Genomic DNA, 18,613 nt, shown 5'->3' on the forward strand with positions numbered 1-18,613 from the left:
TGAAATCACCCGGTTATACACCCCGAGGGGTGGTCCGGGCGTTGTTTTTAACCAAACAGGCCCGCGCGATGCACGGACCTGTGATTCTTGTCAAGCTTTACCCGGAAGCAAGCATCACCGGGCCATTGCGCCTGGATTTCAGCGGAATTTCACGGTTTCCCAGACGCCGTCCTTGATTTCATATTCGCGGTAGCGGCCGGTGACATCGCCATTCTCAAGGAAGGTGACGCCGGTTGCGCCCTCGTAATTCACCGGCTTACCGGCGGCGATCAGCTCCAGCGCCTTGCCCAGCTCACCCGGGTTGATCACCTCGCCCGAACCATCGGCCGGACCATTGGCGACCTCGGCGATCTTGTCTTTATAGACTTTGGGATCGGTCGAACCGGCGGCCTGCATCGCCAGCACCATCACCGCCACCGCATCATAGGTATTCGGGGCAAAATTGGTCGAGCCGTCGAAAGAGGGATCATAGGCTTTGGCGGCATCAAGATAGGTCTGATAGCCCGCCGCATCCGAGGAGGGGTGCTGGCCGTATGAGCCGTCGAGCGCCGAGCCGATGGCCTGGGTCAGGCTTTCGCCGAACATGCCGCCGGGCAGGCCGAAGAGCGAGAAGGCCCCGGTATCGACCGCGGCCTGGATCACGCCGCGCCCGCCCTGGTCGACATAGCCCGCCACGACGAGAATATCGCCGCCCGCTGCCGCCAGTGCCGCCACCTCAGCCGAGTAATCGGCTTTGCCGTCATCATGGCTGGCATTGATGGTGACGGTGATGCCTTTGGCTTCGGCCGCCGCCGCAATCGCATCGGCCTGGCCTTTGCCATAATCGGAATTCGAATAGGTCAGCGCCATCGATTTCACGCCGCGCTCAGCGAGAATATCGCCCATGATCACGCCTTCGCGCGCATCCGAGGGCACGGTGCGGAAGAACAGCCCCTCATCGGGATCATCCGACAGAGCCGGCGAGGTGGCCGAGGGCGAGATCATCACCATGCCATTGGGGATAGCGGTATTTGACAGCACGGCGCGGCTGACGCCCGAGCAATCGGCGCCGATCAGGCCTTTGACCCCTTCCGAGGTCACGAGGCGCTCACCGGCGGCGGTGGCGGCCGCGGCATCGATACAGGTTGAATCGGCGCGGACGGCCGAGAAGGTCCAGCCATTGGCGGCCTTGCCCGAGTCATTGATTTCTTTCAGCGCCATTTCGCCGGCCAGAGCCATATTCGGAGCAATGGTTTCAATCGGGCCGGTGAAGCCCAGCAGGATGCCAATTTTCACATCCTCAGCCGAAGCGGTACCAGCCGCGAGCGCGCAGGCTGCGGAGGCGAGCAGAATTTTTTTCATTAATATCTCCCTGACTGGATCGAGATCCTGCAAGCGAGCCTAGCGAGCAAAAACTGAATTGAAAAGTGAGTTCACCTCGCGCTGACGTGACGGTTTCGCGCTAAAACAGGGCTGTTCGCGCCCCCTCGCGCAGGTCAGTCTGCGGGTTGGTTGTCATAGTGCAGGAGTGGGTTTTCGATGGGGTGGAACATGAAGGGGGCGGGGCTGGCGCTGCTGTTGATCGCCGGGCCGGTTGCGGCCCAGACCCGGCTGCAGACCTCGGCCGGAGAGATGGTGGTGACGCCGGTCGCCGCGGCGCTGGAGGGGGCCTGGTCTTTCGGCTTTCTGCCCGGCGGCGCGCTGATCGTCACCGAAATTGACGGCCGTCTGCTGATCCTGCGCGCGGGGCAGGCCAGCCCGGTCAGCGGCTTGCCCGAGATCACCGCGCTTGGCCAGGGCGGGCTGCTCGATGTGATGGTGCCGCGCGATTTTAAACGCAGCCGTCAGATCTGGCTCAGCTATGTCGCCCGTTCGGGCGAGGGGCTGGCTTTGCGGGCGGGCTTTGGCCGGCTCTCAGAGGATTTCACCCGGCTCGAGGGCTTTGAGCCGGTGTTTGAGGGCGAAAGCCTGCCCGCCAGCCGCCATTTCGGCGCCCGCCTCGTCGAGGGCAGGGATGGCAGGATCTGGCTGACCACCGGCGACCGCGGCACCGGCCCGGCGGGGATGGAGGCCCAGGATCCGGGCCTTGCCACCGGCTCGGTGATCTTGCTCAACCGCGACGGCAGCCCCGGGGTGACGCGGCCGGGCTGGCGGCCCGGGGTCTGGTCGGTCGGGCATCGCAATATCCAGGGCGCGGGCCTCGATCTGCAGGGCGCGCTGGTCACTTCAGAACATGGCGCCCAGGGCGGGGATGAGATCAACCGCCCCGGTGCGGGGCTGAATTACGGCTGGCCGGTGATCAGCTATGGGGTGAATTACAATGGCCGCAAGATCGGCGAGGGCCAGGCCAGAGCGGGGATGGAACAGCCTTTGCACTACTGGGATCCCTCGATCGCGCCTTCGGGGCTGATGGTCTATTCCGGGGCGCTGATCCCCGAATGGCAGGGCGATATTTTCGCCGGATCGCTGAAAATGGATTTCATCTCGCGGCTCGACCCGGATCAGGCGGCACCGACCGGCTGGGCTGAGGAGCGTATCGCGAGCGAGGAAACCCTGAGGGTGCGCGATCTGCGCGAGGGGCCGGATGGCGCGATCTGGTTCCTGTCGGAGGGCAATGGCGCTTTATACCGCCTGGCCCCGGCAGAATGAGGCCCCGGCAGAGTGAGGCCCGGCCCGGTCCGGGCCGCCTGAGAAACCCCGCCCGGGCCCCGGTTTATCGGAAAAACAGGGCCTCCGGCGGGGATATTTAAGGACAGATGAACAGCGCCCGACGCGGCGCGCGGCTTCAGATCGACAGCCGGGCGGCGGGGGCGCTGCCCGGACCGCCGCCCGGACCGCTTTGCGTGCCGCGCTCGCGGTAAGGCGTGGTGGAATAATGCGAGCGGTAGCATTTCGAGAAATGCGACGGGCTGGTGAAACCGCAGGCCAGAGCCACATTGATCACCGACATATCGGTCTGCATCAACAGGTTACGCGCCTTGGAAAGCCGCAGCTCCATATAATAGCGTTTCGGGCTGCGGTTGAGATAACGGCGGAACAGCCGCTCGAGCTGGCGCGTCGACATGCCGACATGTTCGGCCAGATCGGCGGGCGATATCGGATCCTCGATATTGCTCTCCATCATCTGGATCACCTGGCTGAGCTTGGGATGACGCACGCCGATCCGGGTCGGGATCGACAGGCGCTGCGTGTCCTGATCGGTGCGGATGGTCGAATAGATCAGCTGATCGGCCACGGTATTGGCCAGGGTCTCGCCATGATCGGCAGCAATCACCTTCAGCATCAGATCAAGCGAGGAGGTGCCTCCGGCGGTGGTCCAGCGCGTGCCATCCATGACGAAAACCGATTTCGTCAGCCGCACATCCTCAAATTCCTCAAGGAAGCCATCCTGATTTTCCCAGTGGATCGTCGCCTTTTTGCCGTCAAGCAGCCCGGCGCGCGCCAGCGCATAGGCACCGGTGCACAGCCCGCCGATGGTCGCGCCGCGCCGCGCCTCGCGCCGCAGCCAGGACAGGACCGGCCGGGTGACGGCCTTATGGACATCAATACCGCCGCAGACCAGCACCACATCCTCGCGGCTGATTTCCACCAGCCCCATATCGAGCTTGAAGGCCGTGTCATTCGAACAGGTCGCGGTTTCGCCGCCTTCTCCGGCAAGCGACCAGGAATAAAGGGTTTTTCCGGCCACGCGATTGGCGATGCGCAAAGGCTCAATGGCTGAGGCGAAGGCCAGCAGGGTAAAGCGGTCGAGCAACAGAAACACGAAACGCCGCGCCCCGGCCCCTGCGCCGTTCGGAATTGCCTTGCTCACCTGGCTGGGCATCGGATCCGCCTTTGATTATCAGCGACCTCAGATGTCGCAATCATGTGACGAAAGCTGAAATCCCGCGCTGACGCAAGGGGCGCTGATGCAACCAGCGGGCGCAATGGCTTTGCCCTTGCCCGGCGCGGCCACCGGGGGGTGCGGAATGGCCCTTCAGCCAAAGGGGCGGGGGCTATGCAAGCCGGGGGTTCGGTGCGTATATGCTGGCCAGGTTAACGCAATCACTGCCGAGTGAACTTCGGAAGGAGGGGTCATGGACGACGCCAGGACCATAGGCTGGAAGAAATCAGACTGGCGCGCTCTGCCGCGCATTCAGATGCCTGATTATCCCGATGCGACCGCGCTTGGCGCGGTTGAGGCCCAGCTCGGCAAATATCCTCCGCTGGTTTTCGCCGGCGAGGCACGGCGGCTGAAAAAGCAGCTGGCGCTGGCGGCCGAGGGCAAGGCCTTCCTGCTGCAGGGTGGCGATTGTGCCGAGAGCTTCTCGGAATTCTCGGCCGATAATATCCGCGATACTTTCCGCGTCATGCTGCAGATGGCAATGGTGCTGACCTGGGGCGCGAAAGTGCCGGTGATCAAGGTCGGCCGGATGGCGGGGCAGTTCGCCAAGCCGCGCTCGGCCCCGACCGAGATGATCGACGGCGTCGAATATCCCTCGTATCGTGGTGATATCATTAACGGTTTTGAGGCGACCACCGAGGCGCGGATCCCCGATCCGAACCGGATGCTGCAGGCCTATACCCAGGCCGCGGCCTCGCTGAACCTCTTGCGCGCTTTCTCGACCGGCGGCTTTGCCGATATCCACCGGGTTCATTCCTGGACCCTGGGCTTTGCCGAACATGACAAGGCCGAGCGCTACCGCGAGATGGCGAACCGCATCTCGGATGCGCTCGACTTTATGAATGCGGCCGGGGTGAATTCGGAAACCGCGCATCAGCTCTCGAGCGTTGATTTCTACACCAGCCATGAGGCTTTGCTGCTGGAATATGAAGAGGCTCTGTGCCGGGTCGATTCGATTTCGGGTCAGCCGGTGGCGGGGTCGGGTCATATGATCTGGATCGGTGACCGCACCCGTCAGCCGGATGGGGCCCATGTCGAGTTTTGTCGGGGCGTGCTCAACCCGATCGGTCTGAAATGCGGCCCCTCGACCACGGCCGATGATCTGAAAGTGCTGATGGCGAAGCTGAACCCGGAGAATGAGCCGGGCCGTCTGACCCTGATCGCGCGTTTCGGCGCCGGTAAGGTGGGCGATCACCTGCCGCGTCTGATCAGAGCGGTCAGCGAAGAGGGTGCCAATGTCGTCTGGTCCTGTGATCCGATGCATGGCAATACGATCAAGGCGGCTTCGGGCTATAAGACCCGGCCGTTTGAATCGGTGCTGGGCGAGGTGCGCGACTTCTTCGCCATCCATAAGGCCGAAGGCTCGATCCCGGGCGGCGTGCATTTTGAGATGACCGGCCAGGATGTGACCGAATGCACCGGTGGCCTGCGCGCGGTGACCGATGAGAATCTGCGTGACCGCTATCACACGGCCTGCGACCCGCGTCTGAACGCCTCGCAATCGCTGGAACTGGCCTTCCTCGTTGCGGAAGAGCTGACCCGCCAGCGTGAGGACAGCCGCCGCATCGCGCTGTAAGGCATCGGCTATACTCAGAAAAAGCCCGCCACTCTCTGGCGGGCTTTTTTGTTCAGGCGCTTTCGCGGCTGGCCACAAGGCGCAGATGGCCCGGCGCGCGGCGCGCGGGGGCCCGCCTGACCCAGGGCTGATCGAGCAGCAGCCTGGGCCCGCGCGCCCCGCGTGGCAGCGCCGGGGCAAGGCCTGAGGTCAGCGGCAGCAGCATGTCAGGCCCGCTGATCGCATAGCGCAGCCCCGGCATATGGCTCTGCGGTCTTTCGGTGGCAAGGCAGCCCAGCAAAACCTCTGGCCCAAGCCGGGGCAGGGCCAGCGGCAGCAACAGCAGCCGCGCGCTGGCGATCTGGCGCCCATAGCCTGAACTGGCGCGCAGCCCGGTCTCGACCGGCTGACCATCGCGGAACATGCGCTCGACCAGATCGGCAAAGCTGATCCGGGTTTCCGGTGTCAGCAGCGCCGAAAGCGGCAGGCCCTGCATATCCACCCCGGCCAGAGCCGAGAGATTGCGCCCGGCCACGCGCAGCCTGAGCAGGCCGCGTCCGATCCTTTCGGCGATGAACAGATCCTCGATCAGTGGTCCCAGATCCGCCGGATCCAGTGCCGAGGAGGGGGGCGGGCCACCGTGGCGCGCGCACAGCCGCTGCCAGTGCTCCCGAAGCTGCGCCAGAGCGCCAAAGCGAACCGGACGCATGGGCCCGGTTCCGTCGATTTCCTGATCAAGCATTCCGCACTCCTTCACATGGCAACTGCACACAGACATGCCACTGCAGGAAAAAGGGGGCGGCACGACCGAACTTGCCGGTTGGGTGCCGCTTTGCTAACCCGGAACTGCGGCGGAATGTGCGGCTATAATACGCGCCATCCGCTGATTTCGGGGGTGATTCTTTCAGTCTGGTTAATGCGGCAGGGTTTTCAGGGCCCCGGCGCGGCCAGGCCCCCTCTGGCGGGAGAGGCAGTATGACCATTTCGATGACCGGATTTGCCGCCGGGCGCGGCGCGGGGGCGGGCTATAGCTGGCTCTGGGATCTGCGCTCGGTCAATGGCAAGGGGCTGGATCTGCGGCTCAGGGTGCCGGAATGGGTCGACGGGCTGGAGAGCGCTTTGCGCGCCGAGCTGCAGAAGGCGCTGGGCCGGGGCAATGTCTCGATGACGCTGAAACTCAGCCGTGAAGAGGGCGCGCTCAGCGGCCCGCGCCTCAATCCTGAGGTACTGGCCGGGATGCTGCAGGCGCTGGCCGGGGCCGAAGCGGCAGCGCGCGCGGCGGGAATTGCCCTGGCGCCGGTCAGCGCCGCCGATCTGCTGGCGCTGCGCGGCGTGCTCGAAACCGGCGCCGCCGAAGAGGATACAACGGCGCTGCGGGCGGCGATCCTCGCCGATCTGCCGGCTCTGCTTGCCGCTTTCTCGGCGATGCGCGCCCGCGAGGGGGCGGCGCTGAACCAGCTGGTCACGGCGCAGCTCAGCCGCATCGCGGCTCTGGTCGATGAGGCGGGCGCGGCAGCGGTCGCGCGACGCCCGAAAGCGCGTGAGGCACTGCGCGAGGCGCTGGAGCGCATCAGCAGCAATGCTGACGGCTTTGATGAGGCCCGGATTGCCCAGGAGCTGGCGCTGCTGGCGGTGAAGGCCGATGTCACCGAAGAGCTGGACCGGCTCGGCGCCCATATCACTGCGGCGCGCGAGCTTCTGGCCGATCCCGGGCCAGTGGGGCGTAAACTTGATTTTCTGATGCAGGAATTCCTGCGTGAGGCCAATACTTTGCTGTCCAAGTCGCAGGACCGCGCCCTGACCCGGATCGGGCTTGACCTCAAGGTCGTGATCGACCAGATGCGCGAGCAGGTGCAGAATGTGGAGTAAATCATGGCGCGGCGCGGTCTTCTTCTGATCCTTTCCTCTCCCTCGGGGGCAGGGAAATCCACCATGGCGCGCCGCCTGATGGACTGGGATCCGACGCTGAGCTTTTCGGTTTCCGCCACCACGCGCCAGCCGCGCCCTGGCGAGGAACATGGCGTGCATTACTGGTTCCATGATCATACGGGCTTTCGCGATCTGGTGGCTTCGGGCGGGATGCTCGAACATGCCGAGGTCTTCGGCAATTTCTACGGCAGCCCGCGCGGCCCGGTGGAAGCCTCGATGGAAGCGGGCCGGGACACTTTGTTTGATGTCGACTGGCAGGGCGGCCAGCAGATCCGCAATTCGGCCCTCGGCCGCGATGCCATTTCGGTCTTCATCCTGCCGCCCTCGATCGCCGAGCTTGAGCGCCGGCTGCGCGGCCGTGGCCAGGACAGTGACGAGGTGATCGCGGGCCGGATGGCGAAAAGCCGCGATGAAATCAGCCATTGGGCCGAATATGATTACGTTCTTGTTAACGAAGATCAGGATGCTTGTTTTGAACGGCTGAAAGCGATTGTCTTGGCCGAGCGGCTCAAGCGCGAGCGTCAGCCTGATCTGAGCGCCTTCGTGCGCGATCTGAACCGGGAGTTTGAACAAAGATGATCTGGGAACTCGATGGAATCGCGCCGGAAATTCACCCCGAGGCCTGGGTGGCCGAAAGCGCGGATCTGATCGGGAAGATCCGGCTGCAGGCCGGGGCCAGCATCTGGTTCGGCGCGGTTCTGCGCGGCGATAATGAGCTGATCGACGTGGGCGCGGGCTCAAATATCCAGGAAAATTCGGTGCTGCATACCGATATCGGCTATCCGCTGGTGATCGGCGCCAGTTGCACCATCGGCCATAAGGCGATGCTGCATGGCTGCGAGATCGGCGAGGGCACGCTGATCGGCATGGGGGCGACCATCCTCAATGGCGCAAAGATCGGTAAGGGCTGCCTGATCGGGGCCTGCGCGCTGATCACCGAAGGCAAGGAAATCCCCGATTACAGCCTCGTGATGGGCAGCCCCGGCAAGGTGGTGCGTCAGCTCGATGCGGCGGCGCAGGCAAGGCTGCTGAAATCGGCGGCGGGCTATCAGGCCAATGCCAGGCGCTTTCGTCAGGGGCTGAAAGCGGTCGTGCGATGAGATCCGCTGAAGGGCAGCAGGTGCCAGCAGAGGCGCTTGCCGGTGAATTGCTGGAGGGGATGTCGCTGCCGGCCTTCCTGCTCGACCGCACCGAGCAGGTGGTGGCAGCCAATGCCGGGGCGCTGGCTTTGCTGGGCCAGGCATTGCCGGGCCGGAACCTGGCATTCTTCCTGCGCGCCGCCGAATTGTTTGAGGCGATCACCGCCGTCCGGGCCGATGGCGAGCCGCGCGATGTGGTGCTGCGCCTGCCGGGCGAGACGCAATATGAGGCGCGGGTCTCGCTGGTGCAGAGCCTGGGTCAGGTGCTCTGCGTCTTGCGCGATATCAGCCGCGAGACCCAGAATGAGGTGATCCGCCGCGATTTCGTCGCCAATGTCAGCCATGAGCTGCGCACGCCGCTGACCGCGATGATGGGCTTTATTGAGACCCTGCAGACCACTGCGAAGGGCGATCCCGCCGCGCATCAGCGTTTCCTGTCGATCATGGAGCGCGAGGCGGCGCGGATGAACCGTCTCGTCAGTGATCTGTTGCAGCTCAGCCGGGTCGAGGCCTCTGAGCGGATGCGCCCGCGCGAGGAGATTGATCTGGTCCAGGTGCTGCAAAGCGTGATCGCCACCGTGCGTGGCCGCGCCGAGGAGGCGGGCGGCAGCATTCTGCTTGAGCGCCCCGAAGCGCTGGAGACCCTGCTGCCGGGCGATGCCGATCAGCTGACCCAGGTGTTCCTCAACCTGACCGAAAATGCGGTGAAATACGGCGCGAAAGGCGCCCTGGTCCGGCTGGTTCTGTCGCGGGAGATGACCTCGCGCGGCCGGGCGCTGCGGGTGGATGTGATCGACCAGGGTGAGGGGATCGATCCGGTGCATCTGCCGCGGCTGACCGAACGCTTCTACCGCATCGACAGCCACCGCTCGCGCGCCGAGGGCGGCACCGGGCTTGGCCTGGCAATCGTCAAACATATCATCAACCGCCATCGCGGCTGGCTGAAGATCGACAGCCGCCAGGGCGAGGGCAGCACCTTCACCGTGCTGTTGCCCCAAAAGTAAGCCCGGGCGGCAGGGAGGCGGGCGGGCCTGCGGTCAGCCCCGCGCCTTTTCTGCCTTTTCCTCGGCCTTGGCGCGATCCCAGAGCGCATCCATCTCGGCCAGATCCGATTGCGCCGGGCTGCGGCCCCGGGCGGCGAGGAAATCCTCGATCCGGCCAAAGCGGCGGGTGAATTTCTGATTGGCGGCGCGCAAAGCCGCCTCGGGATCAACCTGCAGATGCCGCGCCAGATTGGCCATGACAAAGAACAGATCACCGATCTCCTCGCTCAGCTCCGCATGGCTCAGCTGATCGCGGGCCTCGACCACCTCGGCGGCCTCTTCGGCGATTTTGGCGACCACATCGCCGGTATCGGGCCAGTCAAACCCCACCCTTGCAGCGCGGTTCTGCAGTTTCACCGCCCGGCTCAGCGCCGGCAAAGCCATGGCAACCCCGTCGAGCACCCGGGCAGGGCCGCGTTCCTTCGCCTTCAGCGTTTCCCAGTCAAGGCTTTGCTGCGCAAGCGATTTATCGCGGCTCTCAGCGCCAAAGACATGGGGGTGGCGGCTGACCATCTTATCCGAGATCGCGGCAATCACATCGGCCAGGGCAAAGCGGCCGGCCTCCTCCTGCATCCGGGAATGGAAAACCACCTGCAAAAGCAGATCGCCCAGCTCGCTTTTCAGCTCATCCCAGGCTTCGCGCTCGATCGCATCGACCACCTCATGCGCCTCTTCCAGCGTATAGCGCGCGATTGAGGCCGGGCTCTGTTCGATATCCCAGGGGCAGCCGGTTTCGGGATCGCGCAGCCGGGCCATGATTTCGCTCAGCCGGGTGATGGCACCCGGATCCTGGCCCTCAGAATGGACCAGCCTGTCGCTTTCAGCACGGTCAAGGCGGGGAAGGGACATTGCGGTCCTCCGGAATTTTTGATCAGATCAGCATTGTGGACAACGCCCCCGCCGCGGAGGGCCCGAGCCGGAAAGATCCAAGTTATGCCCGTCCTGAACCGTATCGCCTCTTATGCCGGGGAAATGAAGGGCTGGCGCCGCCACCTGCATGAAAATCCTGAGCTGGAATTCAACTGCCATGAGACCGCCGCCTTTATCGAGGCGCGGCTGCGCGAATTTGGGATTGAGGAAATTCATACCGGTATCGCGAAAACCGGCATTGTCGCGCTGATCCGTGGCCAGGGCGAAGGCCCGGTGATCGGGCTGCGCGCCGATATGGATGCGCTGCCGATTGATGAGATCACCGGGGCGGAATATGCCTCAAAAGTGCCGGGCAGGATGCATGCCTGCGGCCATGATGGCCATGTCACCATGCTGCTTGGCGCAGCCAAATATCTGGCCGAGACCCGCAATTTCGCCGGCACCGTGGCTTTGCTGTTCCAGCCCGCCGAGGAAGATGGCGGCGGCGGCGAGGTGATGGTGAAAGAAGGGGTGATGGACCGGTTCGATATCGCCCAGGTCTACGGCATTCATAATGCGCCGAACCTGCCGCTGGGTCATTTCACCACCACGCCGGGCCCGATCATGGCCTCGGTGGATACCGCCGTGGTCACCGTGACCGGCAAGGGCGGGCATGGCGCCACGCCGCATGAATGCGTGGATCCGGTGGTGGCGATTGTCGCCATGGTCCAGGCGGTGCAGACCATCATCCCGCGCAATGTGTATGCGCTGGATGAGGCGGTGATTTCGGTCACCATGATCCATACCGGCACCGCATCGAATATCATTCCCGAGACCGGAACCTTTACCGCCACGATCCGCGCCTTTAACCCCGAGGTGCGCGCGCTGCTGAAAAAGCGCTTCCATGAGATTGTCGCCGGTACCGCCATGGCCTTTGGCGTGACGGCCGCGGTCGATTATGACTGGGGCTATCCGGCCACGATCAATTCCGAGGCCGAGGCGCATTTTGCCGCTTCGGTGGCGCGCGAGATTTCCGGGGATCAGGCGGTGGATGAATATTCCAACCGCGAAATGGGTTCGGAGGATTTCTCCTATATGCTCGAGCAGCGCCCCGGCGCCTATCTGTTCCTTGGCATCGGCCCGGGCGCAGGGCTGCATCACCCTGCCTATGATTTCAACGACGAGGCCGCGCCCTATGGTGCGAGCTTCTTCGCGAAACTGGTGGAAAAAGCCCTGCCGCTCTGAGGCGGTTCTGCGCCCCCTGTCCGCCTGGTGGAGGGTGGGCAGGCCGGGCAGGGCAGGCCGGGTGGGGAAAAGCCGCGCCCGGCCGCTGACCAGCCCGTTCCGGGGCATCTTACCTGAGGAAAGATATGCTGCGAGCGACCCCGGGCCATATGCCGCATGGCTCAGTGCTGCCCCGGCCCTGGCTTTTCAGCTGGCGAAAGGCAAACAGCAGCTCTGCTGATCGCTGAGGTCGCGCGGTCTGAGCCGGGAGAGCCTCCGGCGGGGATATTTGCAGAGAGGGGAAGCCCGCGCCTTGCCCCCCGACCACAGATATCCGAAGCCCGGCCGCGGATTTCCCCTTCGCCAGATATCCCGGGCTGAGCGGCTTTGCCGCGAGGGGCAGCGCCGCTCTTTGCTTTCGTGATCCTTCTCGCCCCTTGACCGGCCCGCTGAGACAGGCGAAATCGCCCCTATGGTGCCATTAGACAAACTCGCCCGGATCACAGAGCGTTTCGACTATGTCGAGGCGCTGCTCAACGCGGGCGCAGAGCCTGGCGCGATTGCGGCGCTGTCACGCGAATATTCAGAGCTGAAGCCCGTGGTCTCCGGCATCCTTGCCTATCGTCAGGCTCTGCAGGATCTGCAGGAGGCCAGCGCCATGCTCGGCGATCCCGAGATGCGCGCTCTGGCCGAGGAAGAGCTGCCACGCCTGCAGGCCGCGATCCCGGCGATGGAACACCGGCTGCGCATTGCGCTTTTGCCGAAAGATGCCGCCGATGCCCGCCCGGCTATCCTCGAGATCCGCCCCGGCACCGGCGGCGATGAGGCGGCGCTTTTCGCCGCGGATCTGGCGCGGATGTATCAGCGCTATGCCGAGCGTATGGGCTGGCGTTTTGATGTGCTGGAAAGCCAGATCTCGGATCTGGGCGGGGTGAAGGAATTCACCGCCCATATTGCGGGCGAGGGGGTCTATGCCCGGCTGAAATACGAATCCGGTGTGCACCGGGTGCAGCGCGTGCCCGAGACCGAGGCGGGCGGGCGGATCCATACCTCTGCCGCCACCGTCGCCGTGCTGCCCGAGGCGGAAGAGGTTGATATCGACATTCCGGCCCAGGATATCCGTATTGATACGATGCGGGCCTCGGGCGCGGGCGGGCAGCATGTGAACACCACCGATTCGGCGGTGCGCATCACCCATATTCCGACCGGGATCATCGTCACCTCCTCGGAAAAGAGCCAGCATCAGAACCGCGCCATCGCCATGCAGGTTCTGCGCGCCCGGCTGTTTGAGATCGAGCGCGAGCGGCTGGCCAGCGCGCGCGCGGCGGATCGCAAATCCCAGATCGGCTCGGGCGACCGCTCCGAGCGCATCCGCACCTATAATTTCCCGCAAGGCCGCATGACCGATCACCGCATCAATCTGACGCTCTATTCGCTGGGCCAGATCATGCAGGGCGATCTTGGCGAAGTGCTCGATGCGCTGATCGCCCATGATCAGGCCGAACGCCTGGCCGAGATCGGCGCATGATCGCGAAACTGGCTCTGGTGGCGGCGGTGGCGCGGCTGCGCGACGCGGGGATCGAGGCTCCGGCGGGCGATGCAAGGGCGCTGCTGGCCCATGCGATGCAGATCGCGCCCGAGCGGCTGAGCCTGCAGATCGGCGAAGTGCTGAGCCCGGCGCAACAGGCGCGGTTTGAGGCGGCGATCAGCGCGCGCCAGACCCGCCAGCCGGTGTCACAGATCATCGGCCACCGGCTGTTTTTTGGCCGCCGTTTCACCGTTACCCCGGATACGCTCGATCCGCGCCCCGAGACCGAGGCGCTGATCCTGGCCGCGCTTGGCGCGCCCTTCAGCCGGGTGCTCGATCTGGGCACCGGCACCGGGGCGATCCTGCTGAGCCTGCTGGCCGAGCGGCCCGGCGCCACCGGCCTTGCCAGCGATCTCTCGCCCGCCGCGCTGGCGGTGGCCAGGCAGAATGCCCTGGCGCTTGGCCTTGACGAAAGAGCGGAATTCCGGCTTTCGGACTGGTATCAGGCGATCAGCGGGCAGTTCGATCTGATCGTCTCGAACCCGCCCTATATTGCGCTCGATGAGATGGAGGGGCTCGAGCCGGAGGTGCGCGGGCACGAGCCGCATCTGGCGCTCACCGATTTCGCTGACGGGCTGAGCGCCTATCGTCTGATCGCGGCCGGGGCTCCGGCGCATCTGCACCCGGGCGGGCGGCTCATTGTCGAGATCGGGCCGAGCCAGGGCCGGGCGGTGGCGGGCTTTTTCCGCGCGGCCGGCTTTGAGGCTGTCCGGGTTCTGCCCGATCTTGACGGCCGCGACCGGCTGGTGACGGGAGACTGGCCGGGCTGCGACATATCGCGCCCGCTGGCGTAAAACCGGCGGCCCAGGGGCTGAAATCGTCACTTTCGTTCACATCCTCGCAAAAACCCTGACAGTCAGGCCGCTGTGACACAGAAATCGCTTGCCACGAGCGGTTGCGCGTGATTATGGGATGGATATGCAACGGAATTGACAGCTTCGGCTTTGGCCCGCGCGCAAAACCCGATCAGATCCCCGAACAGACCCGCAGATGGTTTACTCCGGCAGAGCCGGAGGCTCAGGGGCTCAGGATCCACTGATATTTTTAGGAAAAGATGCGCTCTTCCAAGAAACGCTCGCGTTCCAACCAGAACCGCCCGCGCACGCTGGGTAATATCGTCAATCGGGTGTTCGATTCCTCGGGCCCCGAAGGTAAGGTTCGCGGCACTCCGCAACAGATTATCGAGAAATACCAGGGCCTGGCCCGGGATGCTCAATTGTCAAACGACCGCGTTGCTGCGGAAAACTTCCTGCAGCATGCCGAACATTACACCCGTATGCTGGCCGAGGCACAGCGTGAGATGGCCGCCGAGCAGGAAGCCCGGCAGCAGCATTTCCAGCAAAATGGCGGTGGTCAGCCGGGCAATGGTGGCGGCGCCCCGCAGAACAATGCCGGCCAGGCCCAGGGCAATGGTCAGGGGGCTGGTCAGGGCGGCCATCAGCAGGGCGGCAGAGGTGACTATCGTGAGCGCGGCGAGCGCCAGGACCGGGGCGAGCAGCGCTATGAGCGCGGTGAGCGTCAGGACCGCGGTGAGCGTCAGGATCGGGGCGAGCGTCAGGACCGCAGTGAGCGTCAGGACCGGGGCGAGCGCTATGAGCGCTACGACCGTGGCCCGTCGCATCAGCCCCCGGCTGCGCTGCAGGATGTGATCGATTTCAGCGGCGATGAGACGGCGCTGATTGATCTGCCGGGCAGCGAAGGTCAGGCACAGCCCGAGATCAGCAGCACCGCTTTTATGCCCGCCGAGCCGCTGGCCGAAACCCGCGCCCCGGTGCAGGCTCCGGCTCCCGCTCAGGTGCAGGGCGATGCGCCGCAGCCAGGGTTGGATGACACCGCGCCTGAAGCCGCAAAAGCCCCCCGCGCCGCGCGTGGTGAGCGGGCCGAGCGCGCCCCGCGTGCGCCGCGCGCGCCCCGCGCCGAGCGCAGCGCAACGGCTGAGACTGCAGGAGCAGAGGAGGCGGCCCGTCCGCGCCGTGCGCCGCGTCCGCGCAAAGCCAGCGTTGAGGGCAAGCCCGACAACCCGGCCGCAGCCGAATAATCCAGATTAAAAACGGGGCCCGCGGGCCCCGTTTTCATGATCGGCTTTCGCGCTCACTGATGGCGCGGGCGAGGGCGCAGAAGGCCTCCAGCCCGATCTCCTCGGCCCGGGCTGTGGGGGCGATGCCGGTGCTTTCCAGCACCTCCTCAATCCCCGGCGTCAGCGCCTTCAGCGAGGAGCGCAGCATTTTGCGGCGCTGGTTAAAGGCCATAGCGGTGACGCGGTTCAGCACCCGCGCATCCGCCGGATAGCGCGGCGTCTCGAGCCGGGTCAGATGCACCACCGCCGAATGCACTTTCGGCGCCGGGGTAAAGGCCTCGGGCGGCAGGCTCATCACGATACGCGCATCGCTGCGCCACTGCGCCAGCAAAGCCAGGCGACCGTAATGTTCGCTGCGCACCGGGGCGACGATGCGCTCGGCCACCTCGCGCTGGAACATCAGCGTCAGGCTTGACCAGAACGGCGGCCAGGTCTCGGGCGAGAGCCAGCGCACCAGCAGTTCCGTGCCGACATTATAGGGCAGATTGGCGGCGATTTTTACCGGGCCTTTCAGATGGGCCGAGACATCAAGCTCCAGCGCATCGCCCTGAAGGACCGTCAGCCGCCCGGGATAGGCCGCGGCAATCTCCATCAGCGCCGGAATGGCGCGCGGGTCTTTCTCGACCGCTACCACATGGCGCGCCCCCTCGGCCAGCAGACCCCGGGTCAGACCCCCGGGGCCGGGGCCGATTTCCAGCACATCAGCGCCGCTCAGATCGCCGGCGCAGCGGGCAATTTTCGAGGTGAGGTTCAGATCGAGCAGGAAATTCTGCCCCAGCTGCTTTTTCGCCACCAGATCGTGATTTTTAATCACCTCGCGCAGTGGCGGCAGCCCGTCGATCGCAGCCATGTCTCAGGGCCTCCTGTTGATCTGTCTTTAAATATCTCACGGCGGGCCGGGGCTGTGAAACCCCCCGGTCTTCCGCTGCCCGGTCCGGCCTTTCAGGCGGCGCGGGCCAGTGCCATATCGCGCGCCATGCGCAGAGCCGCAACCAGCGAAGCGGGATCCGCGACATCTTTACCGGCAATGTCAAAGGCGGTGCCGTGATCGGGCGAGGTGCGCACGAAGGGCAGGCCGAGGGTGACATTGACGCCACCGGCGAAATCAATGGTCTTGATCGGGATCAGCGCCTGATCGTGATAGGCGCAGATCGCCACATCATAGCCGGCCCGTGCCCTGGCATGGAACATGGTATCGGCCGACATCGGCCCGCGCAGATCAAAGCCCTCGGCGGCAAGCCGGGCCAGCAGCGGGCGCATCATCGCATCTTCCTCATGGCCCATTGCCCCGCCTTCACCGGCATGGGGGTTCAGCCCGGCAACCGCGATCCGGGGCGCTTTCAGGCCGAAGTCACGCGCCAGACCGGCGGCGGTGATGCGGATTGTCTCTTCCAGCAGCCCGGGCGTCAGCGCGGCGGGGACATCGGCAAGAGCGATATGGATCGTCACCGGCACCACGCGCAATTCAGGGCAGGCCAGCATCATCACCACCCGCCCGACCCCGCCCAGATGGGCGAGAAATTCGGTATGGCCGGGGAAGGCGAAACCCGCGCCCTCTTTCAGCACGATCTTGCTGATCGGTGCGGTGCAGATCGCCGAGGCCGCGCCGCTTTGCGCCAGAGCCACCGCCCGCTCAATCGCGGCAATCACCCCGGCGGCATTGCGCAGATCGGGCTGGCCCGGAGTGGCGGGGGCGGCGAAGGGCTGGGCCAGAACCGGCAGCAGGGCGGGATCAGCCGTCAGCGCCTCACCCGGGTCGCTGATGAGGCAAAAGGCGGTGCCTTGCGGCAGATGGCGCGGATCGCCGATCCAGAAAAACGGCAGCTCCGCGCCCAGCAGGGCGCGGGCCTTCACGGCAATCTCTGGCCCGACCCCGGCCGGATCGCCAGAGGTCAGGGCAACCGGCGCGATCATCCCCTGGCTCACGGCTCGCGGATCAGAGCAGCGTGGCGCATCTTCTCCAGATCATTCTCGGCCATGCCGTCGAGCTTCTGGTTCATCAGCTGCTCTTTGATGCGGCTGCGATCGGGCTCTTTTTCCATCACCGGCACGCGCTTACACAGCATGGCAAGGCGCATGGCGCCATTGCCGCGGCTGAGGGTGGCAAATTCGCCCTGATCCAGCCGTGCCAGCTTCAGCCCGGTATCAGAGGGGATCTCGCCCATGCTCTGCTTGCGCAGGGTCAGCTGCTCAGCCGGCACATTGGCCAGGGCATAGAGATCATTGCATGTATCTGCACCGGCGAGGATTTTGGCATAAAGCGCCGGATCATCCGGGATGGTCAGATCGGCCCATTCGACGGTCATGGCGGCGGGGGCGGCCGAGCTGTCGGTTTCCACGCCGCGCAGCTGGAACAAAACCACCGCGCCCGGCACGGTGACCGGCGCGCTGACCGCGCCCTGGCCAAGCGCCAGCAGCTGGCCGGAGATCACCGGCGGCAGATTGGCCAGCGGCAGCCAGTCCGGGATACGCCCGCCGCCCTCGGCGGTGGGGGCGGCGGAATATTCGCGGGCAGCGGCAGCGAAAGCGCCCTCGGATTTAATCGAGCCGGCAAGGCTTTTGGCCAGATCCATGGCCTCGGCCTCCTGGCCCGGCTCGGCCGGAATCACCAGTTCCGAGACCAGCACTTTCAGGGCGCGCGGCCGCAGTGACGCCTCAAGGAACAGATCGACCTCGGCTTCCGAGACCGGCACCATGCCGCTGTAGCGCTCGCGCACGATCTTGCGCCACAGGGCGCCGGCCTGGACGAAATCACGATAGGTTTCGGCGCTGATCCCGACCTTCTGCAGCTCGGCGATCAGCTGATCGGCGCTCAGGCTGGCGCGGGAGGCGAATTCCTCCATCCCGGCGGTCAGCTCTTCGGGGCTGAGTTTCACCCCGAGGCGTTTGGCCTCGCTGAGGCGCAGCCGGTCATCGATCAGGCTTTTCAGCGCCTCTTTCTCAAGATCACCGGGCGCGTTCAGCACTTTCATGAACAAAGCGCGCTGATCGACCTCAAAGGCCGTGATGACCTGGTCATTCACATAGAGCTGCGGCGCGAACAGGTTCTGGGCCAGGGCGGCAGGGGGGGCAAAGCCGCCGCCTGCGCCGATGCCGGTGAAACCGGTCAGCCCGGCCAGCACGCCGGCCAGCAAAATGCGCCGCGAGGCGGTCGAAATCTGCCGAGGCGAAAGCTGTGCCGCTGAAAGCTGCTTCTGGCTCTGCATAGTCTGCGGTCTGGTCATCTGTATCCGCCCGTCTGCCCGTCTTGCCCCGCCGCACCGCCCGGCTCCGGTGTTCCGGTTGCCATCGGGGCGCGGCATCTTGCCTTGCATTCCGGATCCGGGCTGCATCAAGCGGCCAGGATC

General features: G+C 65.1%; 16 protein-coding genes and 1 pseudogene. 10 read left to right on the forward strand and 7 right to left on the reverse strand.

The features are described from left to right. Positions 1–138 precede the first annotated feature (138 nt). The gene (locus tag H0485_RS08685; RefSeq protein ID WP_226934974.1) at positions 139–1,341 is read right to left on the reverse strand and encodes an ABC transporter substrate-binding protein; all 1,203 of its coding nucleotides are present in this window, start codon (positions 1,339–1,341) and stop codon (positions 139–141) included. 177 nt (positions 1,342–1,518) lie between these two features. On the opposite strand from H0485_RS08685, the gene H0485_RS08690 reads away from it, so the two are divergent. Continuing rightward, complete coding sequence (locus tag H0485_RS08690) at positions 1,519–2,628, forward strand: PQQ-dependent sugar dehydrogenase (RefSeq protein WP_226934975.1); 1,110 nt, start codon at positions 1,519–1,521, stop codon at positions 2,626–2,628. Between the two features lie 136 nt (positions 2,629–2,764). Here the strand turns inward: H0485_RS08690 and H0485_RS08695 are convergent, their stop codons facing one another. Further along, a complete protein-coding gene (locus H0485_RS08695; protein ID WP_226934976.1) occupies positions 2,765–3,802 on the reverse strand; it encodes a GlxA family transcriptional regulator in 1,038 nt (345 codons plus the stop codon). Positions 3,803–4,055: 253 nt separating this feature from the next. Between H0485_RS08695 and H0485_RS08700 the strand changes: the two genes are divergently transcribed. Beyond that, positions 4,056–5,438 carry a class II 3-deoxy-7-phosphoheptulonate synthase gene (locus H0485_RS08700; protein WP_226934977.1) on the forward strand — a complete coding sequence of 461 codons (1,383 nt, stop codon included), beginning with the start codon at positions 4,056–4,058 and terminating at the stop codon, positions 5,436–5,438. A gap of 52 nt (positions 5,439–5,490) precedes the next feature. Here the strand turns inward: H0485_RS08700 and H0485_RS08705 are convergent, their stop codons facing one another. Continuing rightward, complete coding sequence (locus H0485_RS08705; protein WP_226934978.1) at positions 5,491–6,159, reverse strand: PAS domain-containing protein; 669 nt, start codon at positions 6,157–6,159, stop codon at positions 5,491–5,493. Between the two features lie 233 nt (positions 6,160–6,392). Here H0485_RS08705 and H0485_RS08710 point away from each other — a divergent pair, with 233 nt between their 5' ends. The 4 genes from H0485_RS08710 to H0485_RS08725 are packed head-to-tail and all read left to right on the forward strand — an operon-like array spanning position 6,393 to position 9,489. Beyond that, positions 6,393–7,286, forward strand: coding sequence for a YicC/YloC family endoribonuclease (locus H0485_RS08710; RefSeq protein WP_226934979.1), 894 nt, complete (start codon positions 6,393–6,395; stop codon positions 7,284–7,286). A gap of 3 nt (positions 7,287–7,289) precedes the next feature. Continuing rightward, positions 7,290–7,925, forward strand: a complete 636-nt coding sequence (gene gmk, locus H0485_RS08715; RefSeq protein ID WP_226934980.1) for a guanylate kinase — start codon at positions 7,290–7,292, stop codon at positions 7,923–7,925. Beyond that, positions 7,922–8,446: a gamma carbonic anhydrase family protein gene (locus tag H0485_RS08720; RefSeq protein WP_226934981.1), complete on the forward strand. Its 525-nt coding sequence runs from the start codon at positions 7,922–7,924 to the stop codon at positions 8,444–8,446. The genes gmk and H0485_RS08720 overlap by 4 nt, the downstream gene beginning before the upstream one ends. Next, entirely contained in the window at positions 8,443–9,489 is a 1,047-nt protein-coding gene (locus tag H0485_RS08725) for a sensor histidine kinase (protein ID WP_226934982.1), read from the forward strand. The genes H0485_RS08720 and H0485_RS08725 overlap by 4 nt, the downstream gene beginning before the upstream one ends. Before the next feature lie 33 nt (positions 9,490–9,522). Here H0485_RS08725 and mazG read toward each other — a convergent pair whose 3' ends face one another. Beyond that, positions 9,523–10,377, reverse strand: coding sequence for a nucleoside triphosphate pyrophosphohydrolase (gene mazG / locus H0485_RS08730; RefSeq protein ID WP_226934983.1), 855 nt, complete (start codon positions 10,375–10,377; stop codon positions 9,523–9,525). Between the two features lie 84 nt (positions 10,378–10,461). Between mazG and H0485_RS08735 the strand changes: the two genes are divergently transcribed. The 4 genes and pseudogenes from H0485_RS08735 to H0485_RS21995 all read left to right on the forward strand — a co-directional run. Next, a complete protein-coding gene (locus H0485_RS08735; RefSeq protein ID WP_226934984.1) occupies positions 10,462–11,622 on the forward strand; it encodes a M20 aminoacylase family protein in 1,161 nt (386 codons plus the stop codon). Positions 11,623–12,073: 451 nt separating this feature from the next. Beyond that, positions 12,074–13,129, forward strand: a complete 1,056-nt coding sequence (gene prfA / locus H0485_RS08740) for a peptide chain release factor 1 (protein ID WP_226934985.1) — start codon at positions 12,074–12,076, stop codon at positions 13,127–13,129. After that, positions 13,126–13,983, forward strand: a complete 858-nt coding sequence (gene prmC / locus H0485_RS08745; protein WP_226934986.1) for a peptide chain release factor N(5)-glutamine methyltransferase — start codon at positions 13,126–13,128, stop codon at positions 13,981–13,983. Before prfA ends, prmC begins: the two co-directional genes overlap by 4 nt. Positions 13,984–14,243: 260 nt before the next feature. Continuing rightward, positions 14,244–14,723 (forward strand): annotated as a pseudogene (locus H0485_RS21995) (DUF4167 domain-containing protein); the annotation flags it as partial. Between the two features lie 538 nt (positions 14,724–15,261). On the opposite strand, the gene rsmA reads toward H0485_RS21995, so the two are convergent. The 3 genes from rsmA to H0485_RS08765 form a co-directional block, all read right to left on the reverse strand. Further along, a complete protein-coding gene (gene rsmA / locus H0485_RS08755) occupies positions 15,262–16,116 on the reverse strand; it encodes a 16S rRNA (adenine(1518)-N(6)/adenine(1519)-N(6))-dimethyltransferase RsmA (protein ID WP_226934988.1) in 855 nt (284 codons plus the stop codon). Positions 16,117–16,208: 92 nt separating this feature from the next. Then, on the reverse strand, positions 16,209–17,180 hold the full coding sequence (gene pdxA / locus H0485_RS08760; protein WP_226934989.1) for a 4-hydroxythreonine-4-phosphate dehydrogenase PdxA: 972 nt from the start codon (positions 17,178–17,180) through the stop codon (positions 16,209–16,211). 8 nt (positions 17,181–17,188) lie between these two features. Continuing rightward, positions 17,189–18,490 carry a peptidylprolyl isomerase gene (locus tag H0485_RS08765; RefSeq protein WP_226934990.1) on the reverse strand — a complete coding sequence of 434 codons (1,302 nt, stop codon included), beginning with the start codon at positions 18,488–18,490 and terminating at the stop codon, positions 17,189–17,191. Positions 18,491–18,613: the final 123 nt, after the last annotated feature.

Origin of the sequence: Pseudogemmobacter faecipullorum, from assembly GCF_020539525.1 — a bacterium.
GTDB lineage: Bacteria > Pseudomonadota > Alphaproteobacteria > Rhodobacterales > Rhodobacteraceae > Pseudogemmobacter > Pseudogemmobacter faecipullorum.